This window comes from Streptococcus sp. Marseille-Q8145 (assembly GCF_965112035.1).
The window spans coordinates 331,628-346,205 of record NZ_CBCOPQ010000002.1 but is presented as its reverse complement, the minus strand read 5'-3'; the positions used below and the strand labels follow the sequence as shown (position 1 = coordinate 346,205).

At 45.4% G+C, this 14,578-nt stretch carries 15 protein-coding genes; all 15 read right to left on the bottom strand.

What is annotated here, in order from left to right; translation table 11 throughout:
* Positions 1–2: 2 nt before the first annotated feature.
* The 15 genes from ACWPVL_RS05190 to rpoC all read right to left on the bottom strand — a co-directional run bounded on the left by ACWPVL_RS05190 (position 3) and on the right by rpoC (position 14,563).
* On the bottom strand, positions 3–437 hold the full coding sequence (locus ACWPVL_RS05190) for a hypothetical protein (protein ID WP_247951270.1): 435 nt from the start codon (positions 435–437) through the stop codon (positions 3–5).
* A 9-nt stretch (positions 438–446) separates the two neighbouring features.
* A complete protein-coding gene (locus tag ACWPVL_RS05185; protein ID WP_247951271.1) occupies positions 447–611 on the bottom strand; it encodes a hypothetical protein in 165 nt (54 codons plus the stop codon).
* Complete coding sequence (locus ACWPVL_RS05180) at positions 608–811, bottom strand: helix-turn-helix transcriptional regulator (RefSeq protein WP_125383537.1); 204 nt, start codon at positions 809–811, stop codon at positions 608–610. The genes ACWPVL_RS05185 and ACWPVL_RS05180 overlap by 4 nt, the downstream gene beginning before the upstream one ends.
* Positions 812–979: 168 nt before the next feature.
* Positions 980–2,017 (bottom strand): sensor histidine kinase, encoded by a 1,038-nt coding sequence (locus tag ACWPVL_RS05175; RefSeq protein WP_454387338.1) that lies wholly within the window; start codon positions 2,015–2,017, stop codon positions 980–982.
* A complete protein-coding gene (locus ACWPVL_RS05170) occupies positions 1,984–2,682 on the bottom strand; it encodes a response regulator transcription factor (RefSeq protein WP_223368292.1) in 699 nt (232 codons plus the stop codon). The genes ACWPVL_RS05175 and ACWPVL_RS05170 overlap by 34 nt, the downstream gene beginning before the upstream one ends.
* Positions 2,683–2,694: 12 nt before the next feature.
* Complete coding sequence (locus ACWPVL_RS05165; protein WP_247951273.1) at positions 2,695–3,417, bottom strand: lantibiotic ABC transporter permease; 723 nt, start codon at positions 3,415–3,417, stop codon at positions 2,695–2,697.
* Entirely contained in the window at positions 3,417–4,205 is a 789-nt protein-coding gene (locus ACWPVL_RS05160) for a lantibiotic ABC transporter permease (RefSeq protein WP_247951274.1), read from the bottom strand. Before ACWPVL_RS05160 ends, ACWPVL_RS05165 begins: the two co-directional genes overlap by 1 nt.
* A gap of 1 nt (position 4,206) precedes the next feature.
* The gene (locus ACWPVL_RS05155; protein WP_454387335.1) at positions 4,207–4,914 is read right to left on the bottom strand and encodes an ABC transporter ATP-binding protein; all 708 of its coding nucleotides are present in this window, start codon (positions 4,912–4,914) and stop codon (positions 4,207–4,209) included.
* 92 nt (positions 4,915–5,006) lie between these two features.
* Positions 5,007–5,819, bottom strand: coding sequence for a 2-amino-4-hydroxy-6-hydroxymethyldihydropteridine diphosphokinase (gene folK, locus ACWPVL_RS05150; protein WP_454387333.1), 813 nt, complete (start codon positions 5,817–5,819; stop codon positions 5,007–5,009).
* An 87-nt stretch (positions 5,820–5,906) separates the two neighbouring features.
* Complete coding sequence (folE, locus tag ACWPVL_RS05145; protein ID WP_002896758.1) at positions 5,907–6,461, bottom strand: GTP cyclohydrolase I FolE; 555 nt, start codon at positions 6,459–6,461, stop codon at positions 5,907–5,909.
* A complete protein-coding gene (locus tag ACWPVL_RS05140; RefSeq protein ID WP_454387679.1) occupies positions 6,442–7,785 on the bottom strand; it encodes a bifunctional folylpolyglutamate synthase/dihydrofolate synthase in 1,344 nt (447 codons plus the stop codon). Before ACWPVL_RS05140 ends, folE begins: the two co-directional genes overlap by 20 nt.
* Positions 7,786–7,787: 2 nt before the next feature.
* The gene (gene folP / locus ACWPVL_RS05135) at positions 7,788–8,738 is read right to left on the bottom strand and encodes a dihydropteroate synthase (protein WP_454387331.1); all 951 of its coding nucleotides are present in this window, start codon (positions 8,736–8,738) and stop codon (positions 7,788–7,790) included.
* Between the two features lie 189 nt (positions 8,739–8,927).
* Positions 8,928–9,557 (bottom strand): hypothetical protein, encoded by a 630-nt coding sequence (locus ACWPVL_RS05130; protein ID WP_454387329.1) that lies wholly within the window; start codon positions 9,555–9,557, stop codon positions 8,928–8,930.
* A 146-nt stretch (positions 9,558–9,703) separates the two neighbouring features.
* Positions 9,704–10,375: a CPBP family intramembrane glutamic endopeptidase gene (locus ACWPVL_RS05125; RefSeq protein ID WP_454387327.1), complete on the bottom strand. Its 672-nt coding sequence runs from the start codon at positions 10,373–10,375 to the stop codon at positions 9,704–9,706.
* Positions 10,376–10,918: 543 nt separating this feature from the next.
* Positions 10,919–14,563, bottom strand: a complete 3,645-nt coding sequence (gene rpoC, locus ACWPVL_RS05120; RefSeq protein ID WP_015604273.1) for a DNA-directed RNA polymerase subunit beta' — start codon at positions 14,561–14,563, stop codon at positions 10,919–10,921.
* Positions 14,564–14,578: the final 15 nt, after the last annotated feature.

The window sequence follows — 14,578 nt, the reverse complement described above, 5'->3', positions numbered from 1 at the left end:
TGTTAATAGCGCTTGGACAGGAGAAAACGCAAGAGATAGTAAAGTCCCAAGACCAGGATAGTGGTCAAGGTCAGAAACTGATTGAGATTCAAAATGATAGGAAAAATCATAGACAGAAGGCTCAGTCCTGCTGCCAACAGCAAAAGGATATCAAACAGCAGAGTGCGAGTCTTTTCGTCAATCATCCGATTACGCTCATCCGTCACCTGAATGTAGAGCCTATTAAAAGCTTCCTCCCGTTTCAAGGCAAGGTTATAACGTAAAACCATCAAAGAAAGCCCTAGAAGCAGACCAACCATAACCCCTTCCTGTAAATCATCCAGAGAATGAATGTAGCTCCATCCAAGTCCCAGCCAGAGGGCTAGAATTAGGATGCGACCGATGATCACTTTCTTTTGTAGTTTTTTCCGAAATTCTTGTTTAGTTATTATTTCCATGTCAGCCTCCTATTTTTCATACGCTTGAAAAGTTTTCAAGATCACCACAATCAGGAACATTCCCACAAAAGGCAAGATTTCCTTAGAGATAAAATCGGCTTGCAAATGGAGGTAAGACAAGCCAACCACCACCAAAATCGCCAATAGCCATTTACACAAATAAGTCCATTTCATGGTTCATCCTCCTCAAAGAGAAACACTTCTTCAATCCTTAAATTGAAAAAGGATGCAATTTTATGAGCCAAAAGCAGCGAGGCATTGTAGCGGCCCTTTTCCAAAGAAATAATCGTTTGTCTCGTGACCTCTAGCTTCTCAGCCAGCTCCTCCTGGCTGAGCTTTTTTCTTTTTCGTAATTCTTGAATTCGATTTTCCAAGGCTGCCTCCTTTTGCTATGTAAAACAAACTTTACTTTTTAAATATAGTATAGCTCCCTTTACATCTTTTGTCAAGAAGAAAACGGCAAAAAAGAGGCTGGGACAAAAGTCCTAGCCTCTCAATTGTCTTTGGATTGTCGAGCAAGACGCAGTGGTTGATTTCCTTTGTTATTTGCCTTTTAAAGCCACAGTCAATTCAACACAGGCTCCTCCTTGGTCTGGATTGAGCAGGGTCAGACGACCACCGTGCAAGAGAGCTACCTGCTTAGAAAAGGCTAAGCCGATACCATGATGGGGATTTTCAGAATTGCGGCTTTGGTCACTCTGGTAAAAGAGCTGTTCCGCTCCCAGCAGCATCTCCTCAGAAAATGCTGGGCCATTGTTCCAGATAGCAAAAACCAACTGGTCCTGCTGCACTGATACCGTCAGCTTCACTTCCTTTTGGTCCTGATTAGCATGTTCAAGCGCATTCAGTAAAATATTGAGCAAAGCTCGCTTGAGATAGTCTAAATGAATTGACAAAATCAGACTAAGATCACAATCTTCTTGGAGATAGAAACGATAGCTTTCCTGTTTGCTGAACAGTGCCCAGTCGTCCTGTAGATCAGCCAAAAAGTCCCCTAAGGAAAGCTGACTGAACTGATTAGAATCAATCTGAAAAGTCTTAGCGTAATCAATCAAAGAGCCACAATACTCTTCCATCTTGTGACTGGCCTGCAAAATCTCAGCAGCATAGTCTGCCTGTGGCTGACTCAACTGCGCCAACTCCAAGAGCTCAGCATTCCCCTTAATCACAGTTAGGGGCGTCTTCAAATCATGCGATGTCGCTGATAGCTGTAAAATCAGCTCCTGATTATGCTGCTGCTCTTTTTCTAGAAGACGAGCATTTTCTTGGTGGCTACTCCGTAAATCGCTGTAGACTTCTAGCATTTCCTCAATCCGAAAAAGCTGGCTTTGATTTTCTTCTAAAAGCTTCTCGCTCGTTAGCATTTTTATTTCCCTGTCGATTTTTCGGAGCAATTTCAAAATATGATAAAAAGTAATCAGCAGCAAGCTTCCTGCCCAAAAAAACAAGGTAAAAAGAACGTGATTACTTCCTTGCGTAAATTCATAGCCTATAAGCACAAAAATCAAAACATGAAAAAAGACGATTTTTAAACTGGTTGTCCAGACTAGGCTTTTGAAATTTCGGGTTCTAATTGCCATCTATAGCCTACTCCTCTCACTGTTGCGATTGCTTGCAGCCCTTCTTGTTTGCATTTTTGGCGAATCTGATATACATATTCTGAGATGGAGCGAAGCTGTGTTTCTGAGCTTTCTGGGTAAAGCAAGGTATGCAGGCGTTCAGCTGAAAAGGTCTGCTTGGGATTGCTAGCTAGTAAATGTAGCAACTTAAACTCTCGCTCTGAAAATTTCAAGACTTTACCAAAACAGGCAACTTCATAGCGCTCTGGATAAAATTGACAAGAAGCAATCTCAGAATAGCGCTCCTCCCGTCTTTCCTCCCGCCGAAGATGAGCCCTGACACGCGCCAGCAATTCTTTGGTCCCAAAAGGCTTGACAATATAGTCATCTGCTCCGCGGAAGAGCCCTTCCACCTTGTCCGACTCCAACTCCTTAGCCGTCAGAAAGATGATCGGACACGAAAGATGAGGACGAATGTAGGAACACAGCTCAAAACCATTTACAGGCTCCATCATCACATCCAGTAGAATCAAGTTATATCCGACAAAATGCGTCAGCTCTAGCTCTTCTATCCGATCAAGCGTCGTCACATCATAAGCATCAAGCTCTAGGACGTTTTTCACCAGCTTCAAAATGCTCTGGTCGTCATCAACCACCAAAATACGATACTGTCTCATGATTTCCATTATAGCATACCTCTAGCGAACATCTCGTTTCAAGGTTAAGAATATAGCAGAGCTCCAAACCAAAGCTAACCATAATAGCTGTATTCCCAGCCCTGATAGATCTATTGAATGCTGAAGTCCTTCATACTCAAAAAGATTTAGCGTAGCCAGATCAGGCAAATATTTTGCTTCCTTGATGAAAGTTGCTAATAAACGGCTGAGACCAATCAAGAGAGGAAAGAGCACCGACACCGGCACAACCCAAGATTGAAAGAGCAAAGCGAGGCCAGCAGCTAAAAAAGCCAGAAAAAGATTGCTGAGAAGACCAAAAGAGCTGTAATAGAGGAATTTCCCCAGTAAGGACCAGCTAAAGTATAGGTCAAAACGAGCCAGCATAACAAGAAAACAGCTACCTATCATGATACTGTAGAGGATCAAGAGCAGCACGGCCAGAAAAAGGATTTTCCCAGCCAACCAAGCCTTTCTATTTGATACGGTTAGAAAATTCGTTCGCATCCCAGACTTGACAAACTCCTGGGCAAAATAGAGGGAAGTAAAGATGACGATGACAGGCTGCGCTAAATAGAGGGCATGCAAAGCCTCACTCAGAGCCTTTGTCTGGCCAGCTGCTGTCTGACTGTAGTCAAGATTCATCAGAAAAAATGGAACGACTACCAGAGCCGCCAAGGCGGCACCAAGAGCGAGATAATAAGAATGAAACTTAATCCATTCGCTTCTAAGCAGAGCTATTACCATCAGTAGCGTCCTCCTAAATCCGTCTTCAAAAAGCGCAGAGAAGTCATGCCGCCGATGACTAGTAACCATACTCCTAGTATCAACAGCCCTTGCAAGGGATTGTTGGCATATTGGGAAGTTGGCGTTGCAGCAAACAATTCTCCTGCTGGCTGTGGCAAATAAGCTCCCCAACTCGTGTGAGCTGCCAGGTAGTTTCCCAGATTATAGATTTGGGGCACGAGAAAAAGCAGAGGAACCAGCATGGTCCGAGCCAATAAACCTAACAAAAATGAAAGGATCCCCAAGAGGGTTAGAGATAAGGTTTTCCACAAAATCAAACTCCAAGCTGCCTGATTGAGCAAAATCGGATCAAGCCCTTCCTTTCCTAAAGCCAGATGCATGACCATATAACTAAAGTAAATCGATAAAAAGCTACTGGCAAGAGAAAAGCAAGCAAAGGTCATGAGTTTCCCCACAAGCAACTTCAGGCGGTTATTACAGGTCAAAAGACTGGTTCTCAAGCTATGAGACTGAAATTCCATAGCTCCCAAAATTCCAGCTAAGATGACCAAAACCATGCCTGCCATAGAAGCGCCATTGAGACCTAGATATTCCAGCGGGTCAATGGCTTCTGCCAGACCGGGAACCGTCTCAGGTGTGGCATCCAAGCCGACAGATAAATACTGTCGGCCCTCCAGCCAGGATACGGCAGGCACCAAGAGCAGCATGAAGGCCATACTCACTTTAAAAGCCTTGGTTGAGCAAATTTTCAACCATTCTGAATGCAATAAGGACATCGTTTCTTTCATCTTAAACCTCCTCTGTCAAATCAAAGAAGAGATCTTCTAGGCTGTCTGAATCTTGCAACACCTCTTCCAATCGTCCCTGCTCAATAATGCGACCATGATGAATCAAGACTACATCATCTGTCACCATTTGCACCTCTGACAGGATATGAGAAGATAGAAGTACCGTTTTCCCTAAATCAGCCTGCTGACGGATGAACTTTCTAAACCACTTAATCCCGCTTGGATCCAGTCCATTGGTCGGCTCATCTAATATAAGAAACTGAGGATCACCCAGCAAAGCTGCTGCCAAACCCAAGCGTTGACCTTCCCCCAGAGACAGGCTTGACAAGAGGTCCTTTCTCTTATGAGCGATTCCAGTCATCTCCAAAACCTCATCGATCCGAGACTTGGGAATAGCATTACTCGCCGCAATAATTCTCAGGTGGTCATAGACCTTTCGATTGGGCAGACCGCCAATGCCGTCAAAGGCTGCACCTACCGTTCTGAGCGGATAGGTCATTGACTGATAGGTTTGCCCATCAAAAGTCGCAGTTCCTGCTGTCGCCCGATCTAACCCCAAGAGAATCCTCAAGGTCGAACTTTTCCCTGCACCATTTGGGCCCAGAAAAGCTGTAATCCGACTGCTTCTAGCTGTAAAAGAAATATCTTCTAAAATCTGCTTGCTGCCATGCTTCTTGCAGACTCCTTCTATTTTCACTATATGTTCCATACTGAACTCCTTTTGTTTTTTCTTTAGTATACAGGGGCAAGTTCAGAGAAAGTTCAGACAAAAAAAGCTTGCCTCGCGACAAGTTTCTTTTCTCATTTTTCAACCGCATCCCAGAGTTGGCGGATGCTTTTTTTCTGCACGGGATCGACAAAGTGTGGCGCGATTTCCACCAGAGATTGCAAGACAAAAGCTCGCTCAGCCACATAAGGATGAGGAACAATCAAGTCTGGACTGTATATCTCCTCCTGCCCTATGTAAAGGATATCCAGATCAATCACACGCGGTCCCCATTTGATCTCCCGCACGCGCCCTAGATCCGCTTCGATAGCTAGCAGGGTCTGCATTAACTCCTCAGGATTGAGCCAAGTCTCAACTTCAACAACTTGATTGAGAAACGGATCCTGCTCAACGCCACCCCAAGGCTCTGTCTCGATACGGCTTGATGCCTGCAAAACTCTTATATTTTGTTCTGCCATTTTTTCCAGAGCTGCATCCAGATTGGCAGTTAGCCTGCCTTGATTGCTGCCCAGAGCGATAAAGGCTTTCCGCTTTTGGCGCACTAGCTTGACTGAGCAGGTCTCTAAAGGCAGCGGAACCGGTGCCCAAGGCTTCTTGACTTCCAAACTGACCTTCTGTACCAAAGGGTGAATTAGAAAAATCCGATCAATCAGCTTGTAAGCCAGCGTCTCAATCAAGTCTTCCTTGCTTTCCTGACACCAGTGAGTCAAATCCTGAGCTAATTCTCCATAGTGGATAGAAGCTGTCAGGTCGCCTGTTTTGGCAGCACGAGTCATATCATAGTCCAAAATCAGATCCAGCACAAAACGCTGGCCTAACTCCTTCTCTGCTCCAAACAGACCGTGATAGGCATACACTTCCAAATCCTTTATGCGCAGCTGATCCATTTTCTTATCCTTTCTGATTCAAGTTTCTGCATTTCATCCTTAATAAAACTATTTGGCCTTTCCTGACATGCTTCACCACTGATAAAATCAATGTCCCATCAGTTTGTAAGCTTCATTTTTTAGGTCCTTATCCGTCGCTAAAACGCCACGCGCTGCTGTAGTAACCGTTGCAGTGCCAGGCTTTCTGACTCCACGCATATTCATACACATATGCTCAGCTTCCACCCAGACCAAGGCCCCTTGAGCACCCAGATAGTCCATCAAGGCCTCAGCAATCTCTACGGTCAATCGCTCTTGAATCTGCGGTTTCTTGGCATAGACCTCTACTGTTCGGGCCAGCTTGGACAGGCCTGCTACCCGACCATTAGGCACATAGGCGATATGAACCTTCCCGTAAAATGGCAGAAAGTGGTGTTCACACATGGAATGAAAGAAAATATCCTTCTCCACTACCATATTATTGTCAATGATTTCAAAAGACTTGGCCAGATGCTCCTCAGCAGTCTCACCCAGACCAGCAAAAATTTCCTGGTACATTTTAGCAATACGCTGTGGCGTCTCCTGCAAACCTTCGCGGCTTCCGTCTTCTCCAACCGCCTCAATAATCTGGGCAACAGCTGCTTCAATTTTCTTTGTGTCCATATTCACTCCTAGATTCTTTTTCTTTGTCAATGATATAGGCCCTGACCTGAGCCAAAAAATAAAGGGAGCCCGTAATCAGCAAGAGCTCATCGGTCCCATGCTCAGCTTTCAAATAAGCCTCTAAAAATCCCTGCCAATCAGCATAGTTCAAGCCCTGCTCGCAAGCCAGCGCCTCCATTTTCTCTTTGGAAAAGCTCCGTGGATCTGCAAAATTGGTCAAAATTAGCTGACTCTTAGGCACCTGCTTGAGCTGACCCACCATTTCCTCCAGAGACTTGGTCTGGATACAGCTGAAAAGGATTTTCTTATCCAAGTCTGGATAATGCTGGCTCAAGGTCCTCGTCAACCTCTCCATGGCATGTGGATTGTGGGCGCCATCAAGCAAAATACGAGGCTGGTGCGAAATCTGCTCCATCCGCCCAGGCCAGCTTGTCGCCAATAAAGCTGCGCCAACTTGCTCTTTTGTTAACAGCGGTAGCTGTTTGCTCTGACAATAGAGGTCACAGAGCTCAATCGCTAAACCAGCATTATCTACCTGATGCTGCCCCAACAGAAGCGTCAGGTAAGGCTCCGCCTCCCGATAAGCATTGGAAAAGCTAAAATGTTCTCCTGAGTCAGTCCCGCCCAAGCTCTGAACTTGATAAGACTGCCCATAAACATAGTGAGGCGCTTGCTTTTGATGAGCCCTGTCCTCGATAACCGCCAGAGCTTCTGGCTCAATCCATCCAGTCACCAAGGGCACATTTGGCTTGACAATCCCAGCCTTCTGCTCGGCAATCGCTGCCAGAGAATGCCCCAGCAGAGCCACATGATCTAAGCCAATAGTCGTAATGGCTGTCAGATCAGGTCGGCAGACATTGGTACTGTCTAAGAGACCGCCCATGCCGACCTCCATAATGGCCACATCGACCTGCTCCTGAGCCAAATAATCATAGGCCAAAGCCGTCATGATTTCAAACTCAGTCACTCCCTGCAAAACCTCATCGTTCGCTTGCTCCTCAAAGAGAGCTCGATAAGTCTCTAGAAGACGCGACAAATCTTGATTGGGAATAGACCGACCATTGATGGCGATTTGTTCATTGTAGCTGATCAAATAGGGGGAGGTAAAGGTTCCTACACGCAGGCCTTGCATTTCCAATAGTTGACGCAGGTGGGCAATGGTTGAACCCTTCCCGTTGGTCCCCCCTATATGAATCACTGACAGCTGCAAATGGGGATTTCCCCGCAGCGCCAGCATCCGCTCCATCCGCTCCAAGCCAAAATTAGGACTATCCGTCCGATAGGCTTCCAGCCAGCTTAAATCTGGCAATTCTTCTTTTATCATACTCATTTATACTGCTGTAAATTTAGATCTTCCATTTTCTGAGCCAGTCGAATAGCATCGCCAATCTCGGCTGCCATCCGGTGGACTTCCACATCATGCACTCGGACAGCCTCGACACCCTGACTAGCTGCAATGCTGGTCAAATGAGCTGAAGCTAGGTCTCTGTTTTGAAAACCAGCGGCTGTCTCTGGGTCAGTCTCAAAACCATTTTCCTCCAAGATATTGACCAAAAAGCGCTTGCGAGAGACACCCAGAAAAATAGGAAAGCCAGCCTGATGAATGCTATCCAACTCCTGTAAGAGCAAGAGATTTTCCCGCTTTGTCAAACCAAAACCAATCCCTGGATCCAGCATGATTTGCTCCCGCTCCAGCCCAGCTTGCTTAGCTTTCCCCAGTGTTCTTTCAAAAAATGCCCACATGAGCGCCTGAATACCCAGCTGTTCAAAATCCGCTAATTCTGACTCCGTAAAAGCGGCCTCAAAGCCGAAAGTCGGAAAGATTTTCGAACTGGTGTGTTGGGGCCGAGCCATGACTGGATTGAACATGGCGATAACTGGCGCTCCATTCTGAGCAGCCACAGCTGCCATTCTCTCATCACCCAAGAGTCCTGTGATGTCATTGATGATATTAGCTCCAGCGGCCAAAGTTGCTTCTGCAACTGACGCCTTCCAAGTATCTACAGAAATGAGAATATCAGTCTCCCGACGAAGAGCCTCAATAACTGGTACCACACGCCCTATCTCCGCTTCGATGTCCACAAAATGGCTGCCCGGACGAGTCGACTCACCACCGATATCCAGCAGATGAGCTCCCTGAGCTATCATCTTGCGTGCTTGCTCCAGAGCCTTTTCCACCGTATTATATTTGCCCCCATCCGAAAAGGAATCTGGGGTAACATTAAGGATCCCACAAAGAGCTGTCTTGCCCTCTGGAGCAAGTTGTCTTAGATTCATCGTATTTCCTTTCCCCTTGCTACTACTGCCTTTCAACAAAAAAGGCACACCCATCTAGTGTACCGCAAAGCCAACAGCAGATGCAGCATCCAGTCCTATGAACTGCACTCGACTTCACAAGAAGACCTTATCTAGCCCCTTGTTTCATTTACCATTTTACCACAATTCCGCTATTTAAGAAAACACTTTTTACAAACAGAAAGGCAAAAGGAGGATCAGAAGTAAATTCCGAAGAAGATGAGCCAGTAAGGACAATTCCAGAGATCCAACCCAAGCTTTTAAGAGCCGGACAAAAGCCATGCCTAAGCTTAGATAAATTAGAAAACAAGATGATTCTCCGGGATTTCTCAGGAAAGCAAAGAGAGTGATTCCCAAGGCAATACACCAACTCTTTCTGTATTTCATCTGTCTGTTTTGCTTAGCCTGTGATGACATCCCAAATAAATCCATGCCAAGCAACAGCAAGGAGGAGGTGGAAAAACTGTTTGAGATAAGCTGCTGCAAAGATGTTAGCTCCGAACCCGACTGCCCACAAAGGAGAACAAGACTCGCTGCGTTGCTTGCAATCATCAAAAAATAAAGGTAACGTAAGTTCTGAAACCGCTTGGAAGCCCGTAGCTCTATCTTAAAATCCCGCCACTCACGAGAAAAGTAAGAGGCATACCCTAAAAGAATGAGCAAAAACAGAGAGATAAAAAGCAAGTTAGGCCTCGATAAAGCGAAACGATTGGGCATCGGATGAACCAAAAGCAACAAGACCGATTGCATTAGCATAGCTACTAATAAGATTTGGATAGATTTTTGAAATGTGAGCCTCATTTTTTACTCCTTAAAGCTAAGATACAATTCTCATTATAGAACAAAAGATTCGCTTTGCTAGCTCCATGTCCTCAAAAGTCACTTTTTATCCCTGAAATGTCAAAAAAGAGGTCAATCTGACCTCTTCATCCATGAATGATATCTAGTTAACTTTGTGAAATAATCATCACCAAAATAGCAATGGCATTCCGTAACATATGGGCTAAAATTCCCATTTCCAAACGCTTAGTCTGGTGAACCACCAAAGCTAGAACGCCCCCCATACCAGCATAAAGGACAAAACTACCGATGTTGGTCGGACCGTGGAAAAAACCAAAAAGGATAGAACCAACTATCAGACCAATCAACTCATGCTTTGGAAACAGCTTTTGGGGAATCAAACCACGGAAAATAATCTCTTCCAAAATTGGCGCTGAAAAAACAGCTCCCACAATAAGCAAAACAACGGGCGTACTCTGAAACAAGTTTTGCAAAGCAGTTTGATTGGCTGTCGTTCCTGAAAGTTGGCCCTCTAGAACCATAATAATCGCAGCAAAAATACTAACTCCGAAAGTTATCAGATAGGATAATACTAGCCAGATCACTGATTTTAAATTAAAAAAACTAAAATCAAGGGTCAGTAAGCCTTCTTTTTTAGCCATTCGCAGGGCATAAAAAATGATCACAAAATAAATCATCAGGACAAGCAAGGTGTATCCCATTGAAAAACTTTGATCTCGACCTTTGTAAAACTGGATCAGTACAAAAGGAACTTGAGTCTGTACGGCTAAAAACAAAGCCAGTAAACTATATTCCACTTTTTGCAAAAAAATTTTCATTTCTTCCTCCTTTTACTTAGTATATCGAATTTTTCCCTTCCTGTACAGCTAAGAGCCATATAAAATCAAAAAATGTGCCATCATGCTTACTAGGAAGCTCCTTCCCTAAGCTTTTGATTCAATCTGGCAGCAAAATAGAGCGTTAAAATTTCAATTTTTATTATACCTTCACCAATGCAGTGCACCTAGCAAAAAGAGGATTTTGGGACAAAAAGATTTCAATTTTTAAAAATCTTAATTATTAAGCCCTTCAAATATATAATTAAATGCGAAAAGCGAACAAAGCAGAATTCTGATTACCAGAAAACTAGTTTTGTTCGCTTTTTATATTTGAGGTCGGACTTTTGTCCCAGACTCCTATCAATTGTCTTTGTATTGTCGAGCAAGACGCAGTGGTTGAGTGGGCTCTACTACGCTGATTTCATCAGCTTTTACAGCCCTACTCAACTGTGCGGAGGTGAGACGACGAAATCGAATTCTAACGAATTACCGATTTCTGTCCCACTCTCGATAGACTTTTATATTGTAAACTCAAGCAAGTTTTTATGATTCTACGCTTGTTTCAACTTCTTCAGTCTCTGCTGTTTCCACAACTTCGTCAATAATTTCAACTTCATTGATTGCTTGTGGTTCCAAGTTACGGTAACGAGCCATACCAGTACCGGCTGGGATAATTTTACCGATGATAACATTTTCCTTAAGTCCGAGCAGGTGATCCTTCTTACCACGGATAGCCGCATCTGTCAGGACACGAGTTGTTTCTTGGAAGGAAGCTGCAGAAAGGAAGCTGTTAGTTTCAAGGGAAGCTTTGGTGATTCCCATGAGGACTGGACGAGCTGTCGCAGGCACTCCGCCTGAGATAACCACATCACGGTTAGCATCTGTAAAGTCAGTGATATCCATGAGAGTTCCCATGAGGAGATCTGTATCACCTGGATCCATGACGCGCACCTTGCGAATCATTTGACGAACCATTACCTCAATGTGTTTGTCGCCGATTTCTACCCCTTGGCTACGGTAAACTTTTTGTACCTCCGCAAGCAGATAGGTTTCAACAGACAAGACATCACGGACAGCCAGCAAGTGCTTAGGCTGAATAGAACCTTCAGTCAAGGCAGCACCACGGGAAACTTGGTCACCCACTTCTACCTTCATGCGGGCTGTAAATGGCACCACGTATTCACCTTCGCCAGTTGCACCTTTTACAAAGACTTTCTTAGTACGAGTAGATGCATCTTCTTCGATAGCAGTAACTTCACCCTTGACTTCAGTGATGACCGCTTCCCCTTTCGGATTGCGGGCTTCAAAGATTTCTTGGACACGAGGAAGACCCTGAGTGATATCGGTATTTGAGGCAACCCCACCCGTGTGGAAGGTACGCATTGTAAGCTGTGTACCAGGTTCCCCGATAGATTGGGCAGCGATGGTTCCGACTGCTTCACCGACTTCAACCGCATCACCAGTCGCCAAGTTGATACCGTAACAGTGACGGCAGACACCGTGGCGAGTGTTACATGTAAAGACGGAACGAATCGTCACTTCTTCAACACCAGCATTGACAATCTCTCGCGCCTTATCTTCGGTAATCAATTCATTTGGACCAATGATAACTGCGCCAGTTTCTGGGTGTTTAACCGTCTTCTTAGTATAACGACCATTGAGACGCTCTTCCAGAGACTCGATCATTTCCTTGCCTTCGGTGATAGAAGTGATGAGCAAGCCGCGGTCTGTACCACAGTCGTCCTCACGGATAATCACATCTTGGGCAACGTCAACTAGACGACGAGTCAAGTAACCTGAGTCGGCTGTCTTGAGGGCCGTATCGGTCATACCTTTACGGGCACCGTGAGTTGAGAAGAACATTTCCAATACAGACAAACCTTCGCGGAAGTTTGAAAGAATTGGCAATTCCATGATACGTCCGTTTGGCGCTGCCATCAGACCACGCATACCGGCAAGCTGTGAGAAGTTCGAGATATTACCACGGGCTCCAGAGTCCATCATCATAACGATTGGGTTCTTCGGATCTTGGTTGGCAACCAAGCGTTTCTCCAATTTTTCACGGGCAGCACGCCACTCAGCAGTAACTGCGTTGTAGCGCTCATCGTCAGTAATCATACCACGACGGAATTGCTTGGTGATTTGTTCTACACGCTTGTGAGATTCTTCAATAATCTCTGCCTTGTCTTCCACGACTGGAATGTCAGCAATACCCACTGTCAAACCAGCCAGCGTAGAATGGTGGTAACCTAGGTCTTTCAAGCGGTCGAGCAGGGCAGATGTTTCTGTAGTGCGGAAGCGTTTGAAGATTTCAGCGATGATATTTCCTAGATTTTTCTTCTTGAACGGAATATTCAACTCTAGGGCTTCAATGGCAGACTTGATGTCTTTACCTGGCTCCAAGAAGTATTTAGCTGGAACACCTTCTGTCAAGTTAGCATTCGTTGGCTCTTGCAGGTAAGGCAGCTCTTCTGGCATGATATCGTTGAAGAGAATCTTACCTACTGTAGTCATGAGGATCTTGTGTTTTTGATCTTCTGTCCATGGCTTATTGAGACTATCTGTCGCAATACCTACACGAGTGTGCAAGTGGACATAGCCATTACGCAAGGCCATCACGGCTTCATCACGGTCTTTAAAGACCATGCCTTCGCCTTCACGACCTGCTTCTTCCATGGTCAGGTAGTAGTTACCCAAGACCATATCCTGAGACGGTGTTACAACCGGTTTTCCGTCTTTCGGATTCAAGATGTGCTCAGCAGCCAGCATGAGGATACGAGCTTCAGCTTGCGCCTCTTCAGACAATGGGACGTGGATGGCCATTTGGTCACCGTCAAAGTCGGCATTGTAGGCTTCACAGACCAGTGGGTGCAAGCGAAGAGCTTTACCATCGATTAGAACTGGCTCAAAGGCTTGGATACCCAAACGGTGAAGGGTCGGTGCGCGGTTAAGGAGCACTGGGTGTTCTTTGATAACATCTTCCAAGACATCCCAGATGCGCTCATCGCCACGCTCTACCATGCGTTTAGCAGCTTTCACATTCTGTGCATAATCACGGGCAACAATTTCCCGCATAACAAACGGTTTGAAGAGTTCGATCGCCATTTCACGTGGCACACCACATTGATACATTTTCAATGTCGGACCAACAGCGATAACGGAACGACCTGAGAAGTCAACCCGTTTACCCAGCAAGTTTTGACGGAAACGTCCTTGTTTCCCTTTGAGCATGTGACTCAAAGACTTAAGTGGACGGCTACCTGGACCTGTGATCGGACGACCACGACGACCATTGTCAATCAAAGCATCAACTGCTTCTTGCAGCATTCGCTTCTCATTTTGAACGATGATACCTGGTGCATTCAACTCAAGCAAACGAGCCAAACGGTTGTTCCGGTTGATAACGCGGCGGTAAAGGTCATTCAAGTCAGATGAGGCAAAGCGGCCACCGTCCAACTGCAACATTGGACGTAGATCTGGCGGAATGACTGGCAGGATGTTAAGAATCATCCATTCTGGCTTATTGCCAGAGCGGTAGAAGGCATCCAAAACGTCCAATCGACGAATAGCCTTGATTCGTTTTTGACCAGAAGCTGTTTTCAATTCTTCTTTAAGAGCCGCAATTTCTGTTTCCAAATCCACTTGTTTCAGCAAGTCTTGGATCGCTTCTGCTCCCATCTTGGCAACGAATGAACCTGCACCATATTCACGGAGGCGCTCACGATACTCGCGCTCAGTCATGATAGACTTGTGCTCCAGTGGTGTTTCCTTAGGATCAATCACCACATAAGCCGCAAAATAAATGACTTCTTCTAGGGCGCGCGGACTCATATCCAGAGTCAAGCCCATACGGCTTGGGATTCCCTTGAAATACCAAATGTGAGAAACCGGTGCTTTGAGCTCAATGTGGCCCATACGCTCACGGCGAACCTTGGTCCGTGTTACTTCGACACCACAGCGGTCACAAATAATCCCTTTGTAACGAATCCGTTTGTACTTACCGCAGGCACACTCCCAATCCTTGGTTGGACCGAAGATCACCTCGTCAAAGAGGCCTTCACGTTCTGGCTTCAAGGTCCGGTAATTGATTGTCTCAGGCTTCTTCACTTCTCCGTAAGACCATGAACGGACCTTACTTGGAGAAGCTAGGGTGATTTGCATACTTTTAAATCGATTTACATCAACCACTATTTCTTACCTTTC